The sequence below is a fragment of the Janthinobacterium sp. HH106 genome (genome assembly GCF_001758725.1).
Lineage (GTDB): Bacteria > Pseudomonadota > Gammaproteobacteria > Burkholderiales > Burkholderiaceae_D > Janthinobacterium.
Genome location: NZ_LRIC01000051.1, coordinates 197858 through 218518 on the forward strand (window position 1 = coordinate 197858; position 20661 = coordinate 218518).

Sequence of the window (20661 nt, forward strand, 5' to 3'; positions counted from 1 at the left end):
TTTTTCGTTTCTGGACGTTGCGCAGCGTCCCAGGATATCCACCTCAAGTAGGCGCAAGTTTGGGGGCTTCTCGTACTCAGCCATTGCCGCTTGCCCCAAAAATTCAAAAAAACGACTATATTGATCTTTACAGCATGCCGCGCAGGAGGTTTGCCATGCCAAAGATCATTGCTCCGCTGACAGATTTACTCATCCGCAACGCCAAGCCACGCGAGCGGCCATACAAAATGTTCGATGGTGACGGCATGTACCTCGTCGTCGCGCCAACCGGCTCCCGCATCTGGCGGTTCAAGTTCCGGCAGGCCAACGGCAAAGAGAATACGCTGACATTCGGTCCTTACCCGGAAATCACCTTGCAGGACGCACGAGAAAAGCGCCTGGCGACACGCCGCCTGCTGCTGCAAGGAATCGACCCCGCCAAGCATCGTGACGACGCCAAACGCTTGGCAAAGGATAAGGCGTCCAACACGTTCGAAAAAATCGCGCGCGAGTGGCACGGCAACAAAGTGCCGACCTGGAGCGAACGCACAGCCAAGAACACCATCCAGCGCCTGCAAGCGGACATCTTTCCAGCCATCGGCCGCATGCCGATCGATGAGATAAAGCACCGCGATCTGATTGCCGCGCTGCGCAAGATCGAGGAGCGCGGCGCAAGCGAAGTCGCCCATCGTCTGAGAGCCGTATGTGCGTCAATTTTCAGCTACGCAATTCAATGCGGATTCACAGAGCGCAATCTGGTCACCGATATGAAGGATGTGTTGAAGACTGTCCGCGCCGGACACTTCGCCGCCATCAACGCCGACGAGCTACCGCAGTTCCTGGCCATTCTGGACCGCAACGAAGCACGCATGTTCGCACCGACGCGCATTGCGCTGCGGCTGATGCTGCTGTGCTTTGTGCGCACCAGCGAGTTGATCGAGACGCCCTGGAGTGAAATCGACCTGGAGCGCGGCGAGTGGATCATTCCATGGCAACGCATGAAGCGCGGCAAGCTGACCGTCAATCCTGACATGACCAACCATCACGTCTGCCTGTCGCGCCAGGCGCTGGAGCTGCTGCGCGAACTGCACGCGATCACGGGCCGCAGCAAGTACCTGTTCCCGAATCAGCGCGACCACGAAAAGCCGATCAGCAATAACACGATACTGGTGGCGCTTGGACGCATGGGATACAAGGGCAAGATGACCGGCCATGGCTTCCGGGCGCTGGCCATGAGCACCATCAAGGAGCGCCTGGGCTACCGGCATGAAGTCGTGGACCGGCAACTGGCACATGCACCGAAGGATAAGGTGGCCAGCGCCTATGACCGGGCGCAGTTCCTGGCGGAACGGCGCAAGATGATGCAGGATTGGGCCGACTACATCGATGCAGTCAGCGGCAAGGGAGCGCCGCCGCAGACGCCCAGATTAACGCTGGTCAGCGGCGAATTCAGCCGGGATGGCGGAACAGGAGGGCACCATGTCTAAGTATGTATTGCGCCTCACGGATGCGCTTATCAAGCAAGCTGCTCCGAAGGACAAATTATATAAACTATCCGATGGGGCTGGTCTGTACATCGAAGTGCAGCCCAGCGGCAGCAAGATCTGGCGCATGAAGTATCGCCAGCAAGGCGGTGGTGAAAGCGTTCTGACTTTTGGCCGGTATCCCGAAGTCTCCATCGCCAAAGCCCGCGAACACAGGCTTGCAGCGCATCAGATGCTGGAGCGGAAGCAGGACCCGAGCACAGAATTCAATCGAGAAAAATTGCATCCACTGCCAAAGCCTATTCCAATCGACGAAATATTCGATGAGCCGGAGTGGGGCCATGTGCAGACCAGTGTTCTGCGGGCGACCCTGCTCGCTATCCGTCACCTCGAAACCGCCTTATTTCCGGCATTGCAGCGCATTTCCATCAGTGAAGCACAGCACAGTATCCAGCAAGCAGCCATTCGGCAAATTGAACAGGCTGGTTTGCAGGTCGTCTCCCGTCAGCTGGAGGGTGTCGCGACGGCGCTCGCTGCCAGTTATTTACGTAACGGTATGAGCATGGACCAATTGGTTAGTGCGATGAAGGAGTCAAGGAGGCGGGTACGTCGCCAGGGCGACAACATGCAGTAGCTATAGGAGTCTTTGACCGGGTCCCAATTCTGCGTACTACGAAAAGCGCACTTGACGAAACGAACCACTTGCAAACGTCGATATCAGGCATAGAATGAAGCTCTCTTATGTGGGAATCGCTCCCACGAGGGCATGCATCGAGCATGTCCCTATGCTTAGCGGCATAGGCGTTGCGGTCGTCACCCGCCACCATGATACTTAGCAGTTTTTGCTGGACAGATCGCCGGGCCATGCAGAAGCATGCACATCTCGGCACGATAAAGCGCTGCCTTCAGCGTCTTCATATCCCACAATCCGTAAGACGGATTGCCTGGACGATTGCGCCCGATGGGCGCTTCCTCAAACAGGAGCAAGACTCCTGCCCCGATTGGTTCGCATGCCCGCGAGGTAGCGCACCGTATGAAGCACAGCATGGCTCTACCGCAAGCCGCACCGTCAGCAGAAATGCCAGCGATGCGATGCCATCGCGGTTGCCGCCAGCGCGTGCGCTTCAGAGTCGCCAGTATCGTCACCGCGAGTGCGATGCTGGCATGTATGCCGTCACATGCCATGGCTACGTGCGCGCGTCGTTACTGGCGGCGCGCTGCCAGTGACGACGCGCCGCCGACGGCATAGGCCCAGGCGGCAAGCGGAATTCCACCGCGTGATGTTGTTCAGTGACGGGGCCAGGCGCCCCGCATCGCAGGCAAGCCCTGCGATGTCCTTTGCCCGCTACGGGCTGATTAGTAGAAGTTGATCCGTGCACGATGTGCACTCCATGGACCCTGGGTGATTGGTCCCCGCTGCGGCGGCTCCCTCCGGGAGCGCGCAGCGGTGCCACACGCGCATGCGGCGCGGGCAGGCAGTAACAGCAACCGCATACACGGGAGTGGTGTCCCGAGGCCCTTGATTCAACCTTTTCTGCCGAGGCAGTGAGGGTGGCCAGAAACACTTACCAGACAGGATTACACCACGCAGCATCGATGTGGAAACCAAAGATCGAAGGGATGACTTTGCCATGCGCGACCTGAACTATCAGCTCAAGCAACTGTGTCACCGCAACCGGGACGGCAGTTTCGCGACGCAGGCTGACCGCGAGCGCTTATTAAACCTGTGCGCCAACGACCTAGCGGAACGGGGCTTCCAGCATATGAGCGTGGACAGTCTGAAACCGAAGCATGTGGCGGCGCTGCTCGACAAGTGGAAGCAGGATGGCGTCAGTACCGGAACGATCAAGAATCGCATGAGCGCCCTGCGCTGGTGGGCCGAGAAGATCGGCAAGGAGAACATCATTGCGCGCACCAACGGCGAATACGGCATCGCGGAGCGGGTGTTTGTCACCAATGTCTCGAAGGCGAAGGTGCTCGACGCCGATACCCTGGCCCGCGTGAATGATCCGTATACGCGCATGTCCCTGCAGTTGCAGGCAGCGTTTGGTTTGCGGCGCGAGGAAAGTATCAAGATCAAGCCGGGATGGGCCGATGGCGGGAGCATTCTGCGGCTGAAGGATAGCTGGACCAAAGGCGGAAAGTATCGTGAGGTGCCGATTGTCACCATGCAGCAGCGCGCCGTGCTGGAAGCGGCCAAGGCGCTGGCGGGCAAAGGCAGCTTGATTCCAGCGCAGTTGCGGTATCGGGACCAGTTGAACCGTTTTCGTGCGCAGTGCGACAAGGCTGGCATCCATGGTGTGCATGGGCTGCGCCATGAGTACGCGCAGCGGCGCTATGCCGAGCTGACTGGCCGACCTAGTCCAGCCAGTGGCGGCCCGGCGTCGAGGCAGCTGGATGCTTCGCAAAAACTCGCAGATCAATCTGCGCGGATGAAGATTTCGGTGGAGATGGGGCATGGCCGTGAACAGGTCACTTCCATCTATCTGGGCAGATGACCGCCCGCTTGTATCAGGGTCGCAGCGCATGGAGCTGAAGATATGTACGGGGTGCAGCCCTGGCGCTGCCGGAATGATCGCGGAGAGTCGGCATGACTCTCCATTGTTTGCTGTTCATCAATCGAAGGAGAATCTTATGACCACGACCAAAAAATTCCTCCGCTTGCCTGCGGTCATCGAGGCCACAGGCTGGTCCCGCGCCACAATCTGGCGCAAGGTGAAGGCAGGCATCTTGCCAGCACCAATTCCCATCGGCCCCAAGTCCATCGCCTGGGACGCAGAGGAGATCGCTCAATGGCAACAGCGCTGTATTGACGCTAGGCGGGGAGTTGCTTGAGTGGGAGTTAATAGTGGCTGGATTAGAAGCGCCCCACCTCGTAAAACGTCACGGGGTGGGCCTACCGGCCCTCCCCGAATCGTCCAACTGCTACCGCTGCGCGGCAGCACCGCGCGTTCGTGGTTCTAATTAGGTATCTACTGAGTATGCTTTTACGGCGTCCAATGCATCAGTCTGTGTCCGAATGGCGGACCTGACCCTGGCGGTGGCTGCTGCGGGCTTGGAGCTTGGCGGCGACGCCATCGAGCGCGGCTTGCTCCGTGCGGGCCGCTTCAAAGCCATTTAAAAGCCCCAGGCGCGTCAAACCAACGACAGCGGGCGACACGGCGTTGAGGATGCCTTCCAGCTCCTGCAGACGGCCTGGCGCATCGGCCGGTCCAATGAGCGCTTTGAGTCCGGCGTAAGTCGTTCCCTCGGAATGTGTAAGAGCGAGCGCTTCCTCATCGTTCGCCAGGTCCAGCAAGGTTTGCGCCTCGCCATTGACCGTGGCTTGGTCGGAGGCCAGAGCGGTTCGTTTTCCCGTCAACGCAAGTTGCTTGGCGCCGGTCAGCGTGAGTTGCTGGTCGATGGACTCGTTGAAATGGCCCACGAACTCGTTGAATTTCTCCATGCCGAATAGCGTGGCGATCAACTCCGTCCGTTGGCCCGGTGGCTTGGCCGCTATTCGGGAGAACGCGTCGATGCGATTTTTCTCTATGAAGCAGAATCGGAAGGTGTCAATGTTGGCTGCGACGGGCACCTCTCGATTATCGTGGCTGGTCGCTCGAAGAGCTGGCGGATCGAATCGGCGCGCGTGCGTATTGGTCAAGTAGACGCGAGCTTCGATGCGTTTGGTGTCTGCTTCCTCCACTGAGCCCAACAGGGCATATTCCAAGCCTTCGCAGAAGCTGGTTTTGCCACTCCCGTTGGGCCCATAGAATAGGATCACTCTCTTTTGAAGGTCGAACGGTTCGGGCGTTCGGAAGCCTCGGAACGGGCCGAGCGTCAAGCTCCGCAATCGGCGCCACGGCCATGCGCCATCGGCTACCGCTTGTTGGATGTCCGGTGGCCCGTCGGGTGTCTGCGCCCACGATTTGCGCGCGTAGTCGACCAAATAGAGGGAGCGCTGACTGCGTTGGCGCTATGTCTGCGCCAGGCCATCAAACTGGCTGAGCGCAAGGTTGGCCAAGCGGCGAACGTCTTGCGGGGCTTGTGTTTCTGGCCGATGGAGCCATGCCACGAACTGCTCGAAATCTCGCTTCGAAGACGCCATGCTGCTCCTTAGTGTGTTCATTGCCTGCGATAGCATCGCGAGCGTGTCACGCGAGGCATGAAGTTTAAATTTATTTTTAAACAATAGTAGTTTATAGTCGTGCTTTTGCGCAACAATTATTGAGCGCCGCACATTGGCTACCAAGAAGCAAGCTGCCTTGGACGGGGCCAAAGCACGAATGGACGACGATGACCGATGCATGGTCTTCGTTGGAGCGCCGGAGGGCGCGGATTGCTGCAAGTTTCTGCACGAGCTGCTCAGCCATGCGTTGAGTCAGTCGTAGTGATGTTCAATCCAGAAAGGGTCAAAATGATACGGTGCGCAATTGTCGAACAGAAGGACTTTGAACCAAAAGGTCGTCCGAGGAAAACAAGCGACGAAATGAACGCGCGCTTTTCCTTTGAAGGAAGCGCTCAATTTGGTCCGGCGCTCACGCAGGCCGTTCGCCACTTATTCGGGAAAGAGGCGCATGATTCGGCGGAGAACGTGGTCAACTTGTTGGTCATACGCGCGCACGGAGAGGAGAGGACAGGAACCGAGTTAATCGCTGGAAATGGCGAAAGGATCAGCCTAGACTTATTCAGAGACCATTTCAAAACACTTCCGGAAAATCTTGTGATTTATTTGGATGTTTGCTGGGGGGCTTTCCCGGCGGCGGCATCAATGGTTGGCGGCATCGTCAGCAAAGGCCAAACGGGAGTCCCGATTGTGGTCGGCCCATTGGTCGCAGTTCGTGTCGACCACTCCGAAAAAATTCTAGCCGAGCTTCGAAGGACATTGGAAAATGGCGTCTCGTTGATTGCTATTCGTGCCCTTGCCCATACTTACAATGACAATCAACGCTACCGGGATTGTTATGGCGTGGATTTCATCATTGGCATCCATCAGCCAGATGGAACGTTTTATCCTCCGGACGCTATGAACCAGTTGGCTGCTCCTGTCCAGGCCAAGGAGTTTTTCGTTATCGAGTCCTTTCGCTCGCACAACGGATTGGCGAACGTCCACTGCGTTTTGCGAAGCCAAAAAAACCAAATTGAATATATCACCTCAACAGCTTGCTTGCTCATTCCCGGCGAGCTCAATATCAGTTTGAGTGAGTTCGACACTATCCCCTATATGCAACGTGTGGTTGGCAGCAAATATCAAATTGTTGATGAATCGCCGGAGAGGATGGGATATCGGGTGATAGTTCTCAACAATCCAAAATTTGAAAAGCCTCGTAATCAGGATGGAACGGTTGCCTTTAGGTCGCCTGCCGTCAACGTGCCTGCAGCCGACACGGAAACGTAGTTTCGAGGGCTGTTTCACCATCGCGGCGACTTTGGACACGCCTCCGATGTGATGAGCGTCCTTCACAAATTTTGTTGAACACCATGAGCAGCCATGACGATTGACTCTGCCCGCTCTGCCTGCCGTGATCTGCTCTAGTGATAGTCTCTTGCTGGCTGCGTAGTTCTTGCAAGACCTTTGCCAGCATCGCCGTGGCAAGCCGAAAGCAATCGCTGACCTCAATCCAGCTAGATTTTGTTCAGGGGCCACCCGGCGATATTTCGTGAACGCATATTTTAAATTTGCCGAATGCTGGATTGCTTCATTGGCCGGCCTACGTCGTTGGGCCGTCCGCTTCATACAACGCTTTTTATTAAGGAATTCGATGACCTTCACCGACAAACTCTTCGATGCATTGGGCGCCTGGCAAAAAGGCTGGCGCGATGACAGGGTCCTGCGCTCAACGCTCGCAGCGAACCTTCAGTCATGCGCGGCGCAACTGCCCATGGAGTTCAGGTCGGTTGCTGAGGTCTGCTATCGGAAGCGATTCCTCCACAAGGGCGAGCTGGCCGAGATTATCTTGGCGGATAGCAAGGGTGAAGGTTTGGTAAGCTGGACGACAAAACGTCAGTTTGCTGAGCGCTTCAACGGAAAGTTCATGCCGGGGGCTGTCTCGGGCGCGATTTTTCGACATCGTCCGGAACCATCCGAGGTTGTATTGAACGTGTCTGCCCTTTGGGAGTGTGAGGCTTTTCGGATTGCCGCCGAGTCCTACCGCGATCGGTCTGGTGAGCATGCCTACGCCCTTTTCAACTTTACAGATGGGCAAGGGGAGGTGATGCTTGAAGCGCCATTGCGAGGCTCGGAAATCGTTGCGCTCACTGGAGCGTCAAGCCCGTTCGATGAATTATGTGAGCAGGCTGGCATCCCGGAGTCGCAACGCGATGAACTATTCAAGAAAATGGTGAAGCAAGGGACCTACTTTGAGGAAGCTCGATATATTGATGAAGATGGCGCGCAGCGTGCTATCTACAATACATTGGTTTCGCTCCACAAAAGAATCAAGGAAGAGAAAGCAAAAAGGCCCTCAGAGAAGGCTATCTAGCAGGGCCTGCGCAATAATCGAGCCTCTTGTCTGGGACGTCCGGGCCTATGCGAACGGCGGCCTTTGCGTAGAGACTATTTTTTTACCAACTCTCATTTTAAAGTCGCCTTAATCAAACTTTTGGCTTAGGAAATTTCAAGAGCCGATTGGAGGACGCGATCGTTAGTGTTCTTGTTGCTCGTGAGATCGCCACGTAGAAAAGCTTTGCTTGGGCGGTGTCCTCGTTCGCGAAATGTGCTGCGTTCGGGATTACAACATGATCAAATTCCAGCCCTTTCAGCAGGAGTGGCGTGGAGACTGTTCGAGTTGGCAAGCGCCTGCCTGAATTGGTCATTCGTTGTCGAATATTGGCGGCGGCCTCGGCCATGGTTTCGCAGCGACTAGATTCCAGTTCGGCGATCGCTCGCTCTGTATCTCGCCAGATTTCACCGCGGAAGATTCTCCAGAGTGAACGCTTGCGCGCCAATCCGAACAACTTCCTCAGCGACACCGCTCCAGTTCCATCGCCGAGCGTTTTGGCGATGGCGTTCATTTCTGCGGCGACGGCTTCGTCTTCGAGATCGGGCGCATCTCCTTCCTTGGCTTGTTTTTTGTGGACGCATTCGTTGATCAAACTTTTGACTGCGGCCAGTCGTCCGGCGTTGTCTGGCGACGAATCCCAAGCCTCGGCGAAGCTTTGCAGCCTACCGGCCGCCATTTCTTCGATGGCTTGGAAGCCACCACTGGTCGCTCTAGCCAATTGGTAGCAGGTCCCTTTCCTGCAATGGATGGCGGCCTGCGTGCCGTCCCTGGCGTCGATGCCATCGAAGAACAGGCCCATGTCAAAGACATCGTCCGTTTGCCGGAATGTGATGGGGCCATCGGCCAGATCGATGGGCTCGCCCGCCATGAGCTTTTCACGAGTCTCCGCGATCCAAATGCCCAACTCAGGATTCTTTTCGTTCCAGCGGTGCGGAGTTTCCAAACTTCCGGCAAAGGGAAAGCTCCCATGGATTTGGCCTTCCCAGCTCAGCGTGGCGCCGGCAAACTCGAAAATCCCCTGCATCGGATCGCCAAAGATGAGCGTAGGGACGATGTCCGATAAGGCGACGGCGAGCTCATGCTGCAACAAATTGCAGTCTTGATACTCGTCGATCAGGATCTTGTCGTATGAGGAGGCAACGACGTCCCGCACCGCTTGCACCATGAGCGCCAAAATGGTCCCGCGATAAAGCTGATCCCATTCGCCTCCATTCTTTGGCATGCCTTCCGGTGGCTTTGCCACTCCAGGAAAGGCGTTGGCATACCGCATGCACCAGCCAGCGATGGTGTCGACCGCCATCGCATGATGGGAGATGCCCAGCCGCTTTAGGCGGCTGCGTATGGCATGCACGCCCGCATGGGTGTGCGTCAGGATCAAGGCGCGCCGGCCCAACGCCGCGACCTTGGCGATGATTTCTGTTTTTCCATGCCCGGCCGGCGCCACGACAGCGCCGATCTTCATGGCTGCCAGTTCGACCGGCTCAGGCATACAGCCAAGCCTCGACGGCCGCCAACGTCTTTGCGAGAGGAGACTCGGGATTGGCGACGGCGATGCCCCAAGCATGCGGAGCCAGTCCCCGGCCAATGCGTTGATCCTTGAACCATTTCTTGCGCGACGTGACCTCGGCGATGATCTCGCGCAGCTCCTGGCCTGACTTTCCGAATGTATCTTCCCACTCGCCAAAATCGATGCCGGCGTTGGTGCGGTCAAGGCCCGGGATCTTCGCAGCCAAGTTGTCGTTGACTGTATCGTCTCCTCGCTGCAGCCTGGCGTAGCCTAGCAAAGCCTGCACTGCGTCATCGTTGGCCACGCTGAATATGGCTTGCTCCGTGTTGAGCATGTCCCCATATTCAAATACTGGCACATCGGCATTCTCCAAGTCCGCGATGTTGTCGGCATTTAGAGCGACGTCGGAGTCGCGGAAGAGCGCGGTGGGATAGCCAAGGTTCGCCAACGCCAACGCGAGCGCGCAGGCTTGATTTCCATTGCCATCGGTGATTGCGGCGCCGAGCTGCTCGATCGGCTTGTTCTTATGGCGCGGCGGCCATTTCTCACGGATGCCCGTCATCATGCCCACCTCGGTCATGCCCTCGGTAACGAGAATGCGCCGTGCGAACATCGCGCGCGGCGTGTGGCGGAGCAGGGCATTGATCGGATCGGGCGTTCCAGGTGAAAGTAGAATGGTTTGGCGACCAGGGCGGGACATGTTGACTACATAAAGTCCAGAGCCGCCGGTTTCGCCCAACGCGATGTCGGAGTGGGTTGTCATCAGGACTTGGCCAATTGGATCTCCGAACACCATGGCGCTATCCTGATCTGACTTGAGTTGAGATATGGCGCCGATGATCCGGTGGGGCTCGAGGCCGTGCTCGATCTCGTCGATGAGGATGATCGCGCCTTCGGTAATGGCTGACCGTTGGATGCCCAAGGTCGCCAAGCGGCGCGTGCCCAACCCTGCCAAGCGCAACGGAACACCGTCATCGTGCAACGCGATCGATCCCGATGAGAGGCCCGAGCGTCCCAGCTCCAAACCGGGCTGGTATGCTCCATCGACATAGGCGCCCAACGCTTTGGCGTGGCGCTCGGCGGCGGCGGCTGTGTCGGCCAGCGATTTGATCTGGTCGAGTTGCGCGCTGTCGCGAGCCGCCCGATATGCCTCGGACAGTCGCGCCGCCGCTTCGCTGTTGTCGCCGGTGAGACGCGAAAGCACGGACCCTTGTCCCCATGCCAAATGGCGGGCGTCGTCGCCTGCGAGCCGCACCAAACCGAAAAGAGCGCGGTCGCGATTGGAAATCGTCCGGGGCGTCTCCATACGGTCGCAAACCATCTCCCATACAGGCTCAAGCGTGGCGTCGACAGTGAGCCGGACGGTGAGCACGGCCTCGTCACCGTCTTCCGGTTCGTCGCGCAGCGCTCCTTCTTCTGTCCAGCCGCGAATATATAGACCGAAGCGCTCATCGGATTTGAGTGCCTTCGACAGTTCGCCGACCGTCACTTCTATTTCGATAGTGTTGCTTGTATCGCACGCGAAAAAGTCAGATTCCGAAAATGAGAACCATCTGGAGTTCAGTGCTGCCTCGGCCGCGTCCAAGATCGTGGATTTGCCAGAGTCGCCTGCGCCAATGAGGCAGCAAAAGGGATCGCGCGGAGTCCAGAGCATGCGGGATACGCCGCGAAAATTATTGATTTTGAGATGCCTGATCTGCATGGCTGCTTTCAATGGATTTCGCCGATGTTTCTTTATAAACAATAGTAGTTTATATTGATGACAATCGGCAAGGACTGTTGAAAATGCCTGGAATTTTTAGAGTCCATCGGTGCGCTCCAGGTCGACGGAATTGTGGAGTTGGCATTTGGAGAATCGCGATGGGAAGGAATGACCATATGAACGATGACGACGAGGCTGGCAATCTTCATCCCGAGGCCTATAAGCGCGCCTACACCGGCCAACAGTGTGAGATCGTAAGTGTTGGCAAGCGGCGCGATGGCGGAACACGATACTGGTGTGTCGAACATCATGCCAACGCCACCGCAAAATACGGCAAGCCAGCGGAGAAATGTGTCGCGGCGGACGATGAACCGATCAGCAAAGAGGACACGCTTGATTTGAATCTGAGCGAGTTTCCCGGGGGCGTGGCCTTGTGGGGCTCAGTGCCGTCGGTGTTCGACACGACCGTGAAGCCAGTCGACCGTGGCATCCACGTGCATGCTCGATATGATCTCGATGGCGAGAAAATGATTGACTGGACTTATCGAAAGCTGAGGATACCGTTGGCGAGGGATTTGATATCGGGAAGCTGGACGGAGGTCGACGAGATCGATGCGATTAATTTTATGGTGTCGGGGGTATTCGGATTCAAGACGATTCCCGTGGAGTGTGGGCATTGTGGATTTGCGCACTTGGATCGCGATTGGTTCGCGGTGCACTATCATCAGCGCCATCAATGCCACGGTTGCGGAAAGCAGTTTTCGGACAAGGTTCCCGGGGTTGGAAACCCGGTGGCCTATTTGAAGATGATGATCGAGAAGGGGCCTTCCGTTCAGATTCCGGCGCCGCGAGAAATTCAGATAGATCAGCGCGATTTCCCCGGAGGCATTCAAATATGGGGCTCGAATGCCGCCATCCTTTGGACCTCCGACAAGCCGGAGGAGACCGGCGTTCATCTCCATTGCTTCAAGTCGCTCGACGCCGCCGTCCCGCAGATCGACAATACTTATTCCAAAGTGACGATCGATGGCAGGGAACTCAACGCCGAGCATGTTCGGACATATATGGCGCAGAGCGCGATGCCGCACCTGGACGGGAGGATTATATCAATCTGCTGTCCGGCATGTTCGATGGAACATTTCGATTCTGGGGCAGACGCCTATACTCCCCACGTCGAACATGTTTGCCACGGATGCGGCGCCATGTTCAAAACAAAGGGACAGCTGAAAAAAACCATCTGCAACCCGTTTGTCGCGCTGAGAGCCCAATTGGCTTCAAACTCGCCGAACCCCCTGCGCAATGACTCGCTAGGTTTGCGACCTGAGACAATCTAGGCCGGCAAACTCGTTAAAATGATCGGACGGCAATGGCGGAAGGTATCCGCCATGGGCGATCATCTTTGTGTAAGCGGCCATTGCCTCGTCCGACCTCAGAACGGCCGCCTTAACCGTCATCTGCAACAGCCCAATAGAGCCCATCACCTTGGCGGAGTCGAGCCGCTTCTTGGCGCAGTTCCGCGCGGCCCTATCGTCGCATGCGAAGTGGCAAGGAATGGCCTCTGCCGCCAAGATGCACTCTGTCTCTCCATCGCCCAAGTTCAATTCCGCCTTTGCTTTGGTGAAATCCGACATGGAGATTATTTCGCCATCCAAGAGATCTAAGAAGCCGGCCTTGATGGCGCCCTTTACAACCGATGCGATCGTCTTCGATTCGTCGACGACCATGCCGCTGATCAAAAAACGCGTCCCAGGCAAATGGAAGACGCGCAACAGCACTTCGCCGTTGACGAGGTTGATCAGCGTTGAGGCGTCGATGATTATGATCACGCCAAGTAGCCTCTGCTCGGGGAGGAAAAGCTTTCGTGGGCGGCGAATAGGACAGTGGCGGGCATGTTGAGCAACTCTGCGGCTTTGCCCATCGACATCGAACCGGATCTAATTTTTTTCACGGCATGCCGAAGCAAAACGGGAGACGGATCGATTCGAAGTTGATCCCTCGGCGGCAGCTCCAAAGCATCTGCCCGCTTTTCGGGGTTTCCAAATTCAGCAGTGAGTTTCTGATAGAGCGCTCTGGCTCCGTTTCGTGGGAGCAAGCCGAGTTGCTCGCATCGCCTAGCGGTGACTTCGAAGCCGAGATTGTAGAACCTGGCCAACCAAAGAATTTCGATGTCTCCTAGCGGGCCGGTGCTTTGTAGTTCGGACCTGACTGCGCTTAGGAAGCGTATGACTCCCTCCTTGGGAAGAAGCAGCGAGGAGGCGAAAGCGTCAGCGAATTTCTCCTCCTCCCTGCCCGACACACCCTCGATGGTGTTGCCATCGACCTCGGAGTCGAAAAGAGCGAAATTCTCGCCGGCCCGCGAATGATGAGCGACGAGATGGCCGAGCTCGTGACCAAGCGTGAACAGCATTCGGGGAGCAAAAGTTCTTGCGCCAACGAAAATGAACGCTCGGTTGTCAACGATGGCGGAGACGCCCTCGATGGTGGAGTCGCGACAAAAAAGAATGAAAATGCCAAGTTCAGCTGCGATCTGCGAGAGGTTCTGCAGCGGTTCGAGAGCGTCGGCCCGCGAGAAGAGCTTCCTAAAAACGGTGGCGAAGCTTTCCGCTGATGAGGTTCTGGGGTCCATTCCCCGAAACGCGTCCAACCAGCGCAAATCAGTGGGCAGGTCCGATGCGAAAGCCAGCACGTCCCTGATTTGAGCCGAAAGCAGCTCAACGGACGTCTGCTTGGCGACGTCCTGTTGCGCGAGGGTCTGCCGAAAAAGCATTTTGATGGGCTCTGGGGGAGCTTGCTCAGTGAACGCCGACAGGGGAACGCGGAGCACCTTTGCGATCAGCCTCATTTCTCCGAGCGTGGCCTGGGCGCCAGAGTCGACCTGCCGCAGCCGCTCGGACGACAGGCCGGATTTTTTTGCAGCAGCATCCCAAGTCATGCGACGGCTCGATAGATGCTCTGCGATGCTAATCACGATCGCGCCTCCCGTTTGAGATCGTCGAGGGCGGACCTGATGCGGTAGGCTTGGTCATCTGAAAGCTTTCTGAATCGCCCGATGATTTGTCGGATTGTGGTGGCCTCGGGCTTGTCAAAGACATTCGACAGTATTGAGACCGATCGCTCGCGGCCAAGTTCAATCTCTCGCGGAGTCTCCAATGCCACCGGATTTTTCCCGACCAAGTAATTTCTGATCCGCTTGTCAAAATTCCCGTGGCTATCGCGCGGGTCATGCAACCCTTCGGCGGTAACGATGATGTTGCCATGCCTCTGGCCGGACTCATCGAAGGTCAGGCGGTTCTCAGGAAACGCATCAAAGGCCGCGATCTGGTCTTCGAGCTTGCTGTCAATTTCAAGACCGCCAATGACATACTGATTGACACGCTTTCCCATGCTGCCGCTGATGACAAAGATATGGTCGCCCAGTTTCACCAATCGGCGCAGGTCAGGTCGGCAAGTCCCCATGGTGGGCCTGGCGCCGGCGCGCAAAATCGGGTCCGCCAGCGGCCGCCCCATGCCCGGATCAGAACCTGGCGAAATGAAAATGTAGCTGGACATGGCATCTCTCACTTTAACGAATAAGTGCTGTTATTTTGAACAGTATTCAAAATATTGCAAGCAAGCCGTCGAGAAAGTTGTCTATTGGCTACATGGGCATATTTAGCTTGGGATATTTCTCACCTAGTTGCCGGGAAACGGAGCAGCGCCGTCAGGTCAACATCCGGGTGGAGTGAACACTTGGATTTGTCCGATAGTCGCCTGAATGAGATTAATGCCGTACTCGCAGATGCCATTTGGGATACGGGGAAACGCGCTTGAAGTTCCAGACTGGTGACCGCCAATGTCGAGGTGTCGCGAAACCATTTGGGACCAGAAGGCCACTCAATATCGACAAGAAGGTGCCTTGGTCCGTTATGCTGCCCGACATTGGCATCCTTAAAGCTTCAGTTTGCGTACTTAGCGTGAACAAGTTTCGGTTCTAGCCAGGCGGCCAATATTTCGACTGCACATATGGCTTCTTCCAGCGACTGCCGGGTTATGTGCAGTGATGGGTTTATCAAATAGCCTCCATTCCAATCATCGTTGGACGGAAGCAACCATCTTAGCTCTTCCGGATTGATGAACAAGGGCCTCGGATATTTGTCCAACGTATTTTGGTCGTGCTGAATCGAAAGTGTCCCTATCATTTCTCGATGTTGCTCGCGATTGCGGGCAAATATCATCTGCTCAATGATTCCAGCGTCGGCGGGACATTCAACCCAGTTGAGATGGACCCCGTGTATCGAAAGGACACGACGAAATCGATCCAAGGGGCTCTCTCCCTTTTTGCCTTTGTCTTGGATGCCTAACTGCGCACTCCACGTGTTGAGGTACAGTTTAAAGGTATTGGACAGTAACGAAATGCAGGTCCGGCCGACGACCTGTATCGCTGTCTCTGCTTCAGACCATTTTGCCAAAAATGCTGGTTCCCCATCCTCACTATAAGGCGGAATAAAAGGATCTTCTTGAGCCCGTATTTTTCCCTGCTCTCAAATGGCGCGATTGCGACGTTGTGAAAGTTGCGAATGAACTTCGTATGTTCTTGCAGAAAGTACAGTACATCCATAGACACCTCCGCTTCAAGTGAGAGATGCATACCGATTGTGGAAAAGGCATCGGTTCAGAAATCGCCACATTCATACCAGCGCGAAATCAACGATGCCAATAGGGACAGTTAAGCTATCCTAGCAAGAATCATCGTCTACGTGGGTATTTGTGGCCGCTTGTGACACGGATCAGTGGCATGAGCAGGAGTCGGCGGCTTGCGGTATGAAGCAGGGATTAGGACTAGAGTCGAGGCTTGAGTAGAAATTGGTGGCTCACGCAGGACTCGGTGCTAGCCGCATTGATATAGGAGCTAGTGGCCGTACTGGAGCAAGAATCGGTGGCCGTTCTGATGAGAATACGCACCGAACTGGCGAGCAAGAGCCCGCTTGAGGGACCACCGAGGAACATTTTGTGTCCCGCGAGAGATCGTCATAGAGCATTCGATTCCGGCGAGCACGATTTGCTGTACAGGCAGGACAACTAGTAGTGAGGAGTGCCATCCATTGTCTTTACTCTGGTTTTGGCCGAAGGGGCATGGTTGGGGGCATTCCGAAGTTCTGGACGATTGAGGTGCGGTATTGGTGGGGCCTTTCCCGGATGATAGGAATCCCCCTCTCGAAAAAGCTACCTTCGGGTAGCTTTTTCTTTTTTCGTCTATACGCGGAGAGAAGCACTTCGTTCCTCAGGCGCAGGGCAGTGCGCTTCGAATCGACCAACTGCTGTCGCTGCGCTGAAGCCCAGCGCATTAGTGGTTCTAATCAATTTTGTGAATGAGCATGCTTTTACGGCGCCTAGCGTATCAGTTCGTGTCCAAATGGCAGACCTGACCCTGCGTCCTTCGATGCGGGCACCTGCTTCAGCATGAGCGACGCAACTGCCGAGACAACGCTGACGATGCCTGCTATCAAGAATGCGAACCGGTAACCCGCAAGTTCGGCCGCCTGGGGGAGTTGCCCGGTGGCCAATTGCGTCGCCATTACTGAATGGGCGACTGCACCGAGTACTGCTATGCCCACTGCGCCACCCAACTGGCGTGCAGTGTTCTGTAGTCCTGCTGCAAGACCCGAGTCTTTCCGCGGAACGCCTGCAAGAACTGCTTGCGTGGCACTCATCATCACCAAGCCGTTGCCAGCGCCGACCAGCAATGTAGGCAGCAGAAATTCGCTGACCTGCAATGGATGAACAGGTAGCCAATTGAGCCAGATCAGGCCTGCTGCCGACACGAGGCTGCCAATAAAGGGCAACTGTGTAAAGCCAGCGTCCCGCAAATAGCGTGATGCGATCGATGCGACAGCCAGTGCGGAAGCCATTGGCAGTAAGGCCAGTCCGGTGTCGAGCGGACTGCGCCCGTCGATCCGCTGCAGCGCCTGCGACAGAAAGAACATCGACACCGTGAGAACCGCGCCGAGGCTCAACACCATAGCCATTCCGATCGTTACGTTTCGCAGGCGAAATATTTCGAAATTGATCAGGGGCTGGGCCGAACGGCGTTCAGCTGCGATGAAGGCGACGAACATGATCAGCGCGGTAGCCAAGGCACTGAGCACGGTACTGGATGTCCAGCCTGCATGTACCGATTCTGAGATCGCATAGAGACACGAGGCCAACGCCAGCGTGACAGTGGACGCTCCCAGAACATCGAGCTTCGCCCGGGCGTCGTCCGTTAGCTGTGGTCGCAGACAGCCGGCAACAACCGCAGCCAGGACGATACCGACAGGTATGTTGACGAACATCACCCAGCGCCAGCTGGCTAGGCTCGTCAGCAAGCCGCCAATGACCACGCCAAAGGCGGAGCCCATCGCGGCGCAGGCCGCCCACAGGCCGATCGCTCGTTCCTGACTCGCCCCCTTGGGATGGGCGGCGACGATGACTGCCAGCGGTGAGGTCGCCAGTACCGACGCGCCCAAACCCTGCACTGCGCGCGATGCCAGCAGCATGCTCCCGGAAGTCGCAAAGCCACCTGCCAGGCTGGCTCCAGTGAACAGCGTCAAACCCCACAACAGAAGGCGCCGGCGCCCATAGATGTCGCTGGCGCGTGCAGCGAGCAACATGAAGCCACCCAGCAACAGCAGGTAGATGTCGACTACCCACTGCAATTGGACAGGTGACAGACCCAGGTCATCGCGCATCGCCGGTAGCGCGACGTTCACGATGGCACCGTCCACCACGACCATGAAGGCACACACGCAGGCGACGAAGGTAGCAATCCAGGTCGATACGCCACTGCGCAGCAGCGGTGGCGGCATCGCCGGTACGGAAGATATAGACATTTGTTGACCTTTCAGCACGATGACGGCGGCGACTGCCGCCTAAAAGTTTGGTAGGAGCCAAGTATGCTGAACAGCATGAAAAGTCATATAACGGTAAATGGACTTAAAATGGTGATAAATGGCCAAACTGAATCCTGAGCATGAGCAACCGGAAGACAACTTCAGCGAGTGGTCGGATGGCCCTCGTCTGATCGCCTTGTTGGGGAATGACGATCAGGCCAGCGAGTACCGCCTCGGAACACGCGAGTACGGTTTGCATCACCACCATCGAGGGCAGGTGTTCTGCGTAGAAGCCGGGCTCATCCATGTGCGGACAGCTCACGGGTCGTGGTTGCTCCCGCCGAACCGGGCCGGCTGGATGCCGCCAGGGGTACCGCATCAAGTACGTGTCAGCGGTGCTCTTGCCGGCTGGAGCGTGTTCATCACGCCGAAATCCAGTGCGTGCTTGCCGAGCCAGCCTTGCGTGATCGGCATCACCGAGGTGTTGCGCGCATTGGTGCGCCGGGCCGCCGAATGGGACAAGTCCGCTCAGCTGGCACTGGACCAAGAGCACGTCGTTACCGTCATCCTTGACGAAATCCGTCGCGCGCCGCATGAGTCGCTGCACTTGCCAATGCCGACAAATGCTCGGCTGGAGCGCATCGCTCGGGCGATCCTGGACGATCCAGGTTCGATTCGAACATTGGAAGCTTGGGCAGATTGGGGCGCGATGTCGGCTCGAACGCTGCGCCGTCAGATGCTGGCTGAAACAGGCCTGAGCTTTGCCCAATGGCGCCAGCAGGCACAACTCACGCATGCCCTGGAAATGCTGGCGCGTGGAGACTCGGTCACGCATGTTGCCGACACGCTGGGCTATGCCTCACCGAGCAACTTCATCGCCATGTTTCGCCGTTCCTTCGGCGACTCCCCGGCACGATACTTTGCGGCGCGTTCTGTTGGCGGCAGTTGAAGCACTGACATCAATCGGCTGCCTCCCATCATTGAGATCGGGCAGGCACGCGCTTGGACGATGGGTACACGCTGGCAGCATCTTTAAAAATGACAGGGGGGGATATTCATGCCTGTTTTCTCATGCAATATTGGTCGAACTCGGCAGCTCGGAGGAGAGGCGCTGCTCTCTGCAACATCGGTCCAGGCCGCATGAAGCATGGGTTGTTGAATTAGGTAAGTCCGTTTCTATTGACCTATCACATACCTTGCCGTGGGTGTTGAGCATACCTTTCAGTGTATGAATTGTGCTGCGCCCACGTAGCAGTACTCATTGCCATTCCCCTTATTTGCAAGAAGAATTCTATTTTAGTTATGTGGGGTAGACGTCGGTGATCTATCCCTGTTTGTGATGTGGGAGGGCCTTCTTGATGTCATCGTTGATGATGCCGAGGTTCGAACACATAACAACAAGGAACGGGTGCAGCCATGGATGTATGGAAAGCGATAACCTATGTGAGTTCGCCTCTGACGCTCGTAGCATTCCTTGCTGCCGTTGTGGCATGGGTTTATGTCACCCAGCTTAAACGTACTGAGGTACTAATCAATAGCGCCAAAGAATCTGACAGGCGCATATTGCTCGAAGGCGTGCTGGAGGTGCTTCGTGTCAATGTGGACAAATTACCTCTGGCGCGGCGATTTGAGATTGCTACACAGCTTCTGCACGGAAGGGCACTTAAACTCAAACTGGCATTTGCTGCGTTCATGGTGGTGGCGTTTGGAATGCTTGCTTTGTCAGCTTTCGCCATTTATCAATTACCAGCGGAACAATCTATCAAGGATCTGCTGGAGGGGCAGCAAAAGCTAGAGGCAGTGGCTGCACTGAAGAGACATCAGATATATCCTATTTCTGATACTGATTTGCCTCGTGCTCTGAGCGAGCTAGTAAAACTCGACAAGAATGAGTTGAAGTTGGGGATACTTGAGAGAACGCAGAAAATGCAGGAAAAAATTGACGCAGCTCCATCTGTCGCCGAACTACGGAGACGGGCGGAGCGAACGGAGGCTCCCTTTGAACGCCTGGGCCTCAAGCTATGGGCAGGCGTTCCCAAAATAGGTCCAGATCAGCCACGTCGTTTTTATGTCAATGTACCAATAGGTGCAGACTATGCATGGAAAAGGCTGAGGATTATCAATCCAGCCACAAATGAGGAAATCAGGGTGATTGCACGCCCAGTGATAGATGATCAGATTCGAGACGTTGATATTCACCTTAATTATCAACAAGCCGCACAGCTTTTTGGTACGCAGATTTCTGAAAGAAAGAAGGAATTATGGGCGCAGGTGCTGGGGCCGGGTCAGCTTTATGATCCAAGTTGTGAACCAGCTCGCAAGCCGGCGGAAAAGAGGCGGTTGGCACAATGTGATCCTGAAGAGTCACCTGACTATTTTGTTATGTTAAAGTCCCGGCCATAAGCATGTCGTGCTGAGTCTGCTCGAGCGTGACACTACAGCCATATCTTCGGGAGCAAGGCACGCTCAAATACATAATCTGTTTTGTAGACGATATGCGGCTTACCGAAGTCCTGTACAACCCATGTACTGCACAGCGACGCGGGATGCGTAATTCACGGACGCCGCCACCGCCGTTATTCCCCCGCAAACCTTATCCCATCTCAACTCCCCTATTGTTTCCCGCATGTATCGTAAGCCTCTCCCATCACCCCCGGAG

The 20661-nt window shown here is 56.2% G+C and carries 16 protein-coding genes; 9 read left to right on the plus strand and 7 right to left on the minus strand.

The window, feature by feature from the left end:
- Positions 1 to 155 precede the first annotated feature (155 nt).
- The 4 genes from JAB8_RS20370 (at position 156) to JAB8_RS20385 (ending at position 4298) form a co-directional block, all read left to right on the plus strand.
- Positions 156 to 1466 carry an integrase arm-type DNA-binding domain-containing protein gene (locus tag JAB8_RS20370; protein WP_070291170.1) on the plus strand — a complete coding sequence of 437 codons (1311 nt, stop codon included), beginning with the start codon at positions 156 to 158 and terminating at the stop codon, positions 1464 to 1466.
- Entirely contained in the window at positions 1459 to 2097 is a 639-nt protein-coding gene (locus tag JAB8_RS20375; RefSeq protein ID WP_175445221.1) for a DUF4102 domain-containing protein, read from the plus strand. Before JAB8_RS20370 ends, JAB8_RS20375 begins: the two co-directional genes overlap by 8 nt.
- A 997-nt stretch (positions 2098 to 3094) precedes the next feature.
- On the plus strand, positions 3095 to 3961 hold the full coding sequence (locus JAB8_RS20380) for a phage integrase N-terminal domain-containing protein (RefSeq protein ID WP_070291172.1): 867 nt from the start codon (positions 3095 to 3097) through the stop codon (positions 3959 to 3961).
- Between the two features lie 136 nt (positions 3962 to 4097).
- On the plus strand, positions 4098 to 4298 hold the full coding sequence (locus tag JAB8_RS20385) for an AlpA family transcriptional regulator (RefSeq protein WP_070291173.1): 201 nt from the start codon (positions 4098 to 4100) through the stop codon (positions 4296 to 4298).
- A gap of 169 nt (positions 4299 to 4467) precedes the next feature.
- Here JAB8_RS20385 and JAB8_RS20390 read toward each other — a convergent pair whose 3' ends face one another.
- The gene (locus JAB8_RS20390; RefSeq protein ID WP_343216108.1) at positions 4468 to 5391 is read right to left on the minus strand and encodes an AAA family ATPase; all 924 of its coding nucleotides are present in this window, start codon (positions 5389 to 5391) and stop codon (positions 4468 to 4470) included.
- A 444-nt stretch (positions 5392 to 5835) separates the two neighbouring features.
- Here JAB8_RS20390 and JAB8_RS20400 point away from each other — a divergent pair, with 444 nt between their 5' ends.
- Together JAB8_RS20400 and JAB8_RS20405 are read left to right on the plus strand one after the other, a co-directional pair.
- Positions 5836 to 6840, plus strand: coding sequence for a hypothetical protein (locus tag JAB8_RS20400; protein WP_139143106.1), 1005 nt, complete (start codon positions 5836 to 5838; stop codon positions 6838 to 6840).
- A gap of 364 nt (positions 6841 to 7204) precedes the next feature.
- A complete protein-coding gene (locus JAB8_RS20405; protein WP_070291177.1) occupies positions 7205 to 7924 on the plus strand; it encodes a hypothetical protein in 720 nt (239 codons plus the stop codon).
- A 112-nt stretch (positions 7925 to 8036) separates the two neighbouring features.
- Here JAB8_RS20405 and JAB8_RS20410 read toward each other — a convergent pair whose 3' ends face one another.
- A complete protein-coding gene (locus tag JAB8_RS20410; protein ID WP_070291178.1) occupies positions 8037 to 9434 on the minus strand; it encodes a UvrD-helicase domain-containing protein in 1398 nt (465 codons plus the stop codon).
- Entirely contained in the window at positions 9427 to 11166 is a 1740-nt protein-coding gene (locus tag JAB8_RS20415) for an AAA family ATPase (protein WP_217494233.1), read from the minus strand. The genes JAB8_RS20410 and JAB8_RS20415 overlap by 8 nt, the downstream gene beginning before the upstream one ends.
- Positions 11167 to 11330: 164 nt before the next feature.
- Here JAB8_RS20415 and JAB8_RS20420 point away from each other — a divergent pair, with 164 nt between their 5' ends.
- Positions 11331 to 12488 (plus strand): hypothetical protein, encoded by a 1158-nt coding sequence (locus tag JAB8_RS20420; protein WP_233516270.1) that lies wholly within the window; start codon positions 11331 to 11333, stop codon positions 12486 to 12488.
- Here JAB8_RS20420 and JAB8_RS20425 read toward each other — a convergent pair.
- The 4 genes from JAB8_RS20425 to JAB8_RS20440 form a co-directional block, all read right to left on the minus strand.
- Positions 12462 to 12980 (minus strand): hypothetical protein, encoded by a 519-nt coding sequence (locus JAB8_RS20425; RefSeq protein ID WP_070291180.1) that lies wholly within the window; start codon positions 12978 to 12980, stop codon positions 12462 to 12464. The two genes, JAB8_RS20420 and JAB8_RS20425, sit on opposite strands and share 27 nt — an antisense overlap.
- Positions 12977 to 14122, minus strand: a complete 1146-nt coding sequence (locus JAB8_RS20430) for an ImmA/IrrE family metallo-endopeptidase (protein ID WP_070291181.1) — start codon at positions 14120 to 14122, stop codon at positions 12977 to 12979. Before JAB8_RS20430 ends, JAB8_RS20425 begins: the two co-directional genes overlap by 4 nt.
- Positions 14119 to 14703, minus strand: coding sequence for a hypothetical protein (locus JAB8_RS20435; RefSeq protein ID WP_070291182.1), 585 nt, complete (start codon positions 14701 to 14703; stop codon positions 14119 to 14121). Before JAB8_RS20435 ends, JAB8_RS20430 begins: the two co-directional genes overlap by 4 nt.
- Positions 14704 to 16523: 1820 nt before the next feature.
- Positions 16524 to 18002, minus strand: coding sequence for an MFS transporter (locus JAB8_RS20440; RefSeq protein ID WP_070291183.1), 1479 nt, complete (start codon positions 18000 to 18002; stop codon positions 16524 to 16526).
- Positions 18003 to 18120: 118 nt separating this feature from the next.
- On the opposite strand from JAB8_RS20440, the gene JAB8_RS20445 reads away from it, so the two are divergent.
- Both JAB8_RS20445 and JAB8_RS20450 read left to right on the plus strand, forming a co-directional pair.
- The gene (locus JAB8_RS20445) at positions 18121 to 18951 is read left to right on the plus strand and encodes a helix-turn-helix transcriptional regulator (protein WP_070291184.1); all 831 of its coding nucleotides are present in this window, start codon (positions 18121 to 18123) and stop codon (positions 18949 to 18951) included.
- A 467-nt stretch (positions 18952 to 19418) separates the two neighbouring features.
- Complete coding sequence (locus tag JAB8_RS20450; protein ID WP_070291185.1) at positions 19419 to 20405, plus strand: hypothetical protein; 987 nt, start codon at positions 19419 to 19421, stop codon at positions 20403 to 20405.
- Positions 20406 to 20661: the final 256 nt, after the last annotated feature.

Excerpts from the sequence above, each read along its gene's own strand:
- JAB8_RS20370 (WP_070291170.1), top strand. The coding sequence starts at position 156 with ATGCCAAAGATCATTGCTCCGCTGACAGATTTACTCATCCGCAACGCC.
- JAB8_RS20375 (WP_175445221.1), top strand. The coding sequence starts at position 1,459 with ATGTCTAAGTATGTATTGCGCCTCACGGATGCGCTTATCAAGCAAGCT.
- JAB8_RS20380 (WP_070291172.1), top strand. The coding sequence starts at position 3,095 with ATGCGCGACCTGAACTATCAGCTCAAGCAACTGTGTCACCGCAACCGG.
- JAB8_RS20385 (WP_070291173.1), top strand. The coding sequence starts at position 4,098 with ATGACCACGACCAAAAAATTCCTCCGCTTGCCTGCGGTCATCGAGGCC.
- JAB8_RS20400 (WP_139143106.1), top strand. The coding sequence starts at position 5,836 with ATGTTCAATCCAGAAAGGGTCAAAATGATACGGTGCGCAATTGTCGAA.
- JAB8_RS20405 (WP_070291177.1), top strand. The coding sequence starts at position 7,205 with ATGACCTTCACCGACAAACTCTTCGATGCATTGGGCGCCTGGCAAAAA.
- JAB8_RS20410 (WP_070291178.1), bottom strand. The coding sequence starts at position 9,434 with ATGCCTGAGCCGGTCGAACTGGCAGCCATGAAGATCGGCGCTGTCGTG.
- JAB8_RS20420 (WP_233516270.1), top strand. The coding sequence starts at position 11,331 with ATGAACGATGACGACGAGGCTGGCAATCTTCATCCCGAGGCCTATAAG.
- JAB8_RS20435 (WP_070291182.1), bottom strand. The coding sequence starts at position 14,703 with ATGTCCAGCTACATTTTCATTTCGCCAGGTTCTGATCCGGGCATGGGG.
- JAB8_RS20440 (WP_070291183.1), bottom strand. The coding sequence starts at position 18,002 with ATGTCTATATCTTCCGTACCGGCGATGCCGCCACCGCTGCTGCGCAGT.
- JAB8_RS20445 (WP_070291184.1), top strand. The coding sequence starts at position 18,121 with ATGGCCAAACTGAATCCTGAGCATGAGCAACCGGAAGACAACTTCAGC.
- JAB8_RS20450 (WP_070291185.1), top strand. The coding sequence starts at position 19,419 with ATGGATGTATGGAAAGCGATAACCTATGTGAGTTCGCCTCTGACGCTC.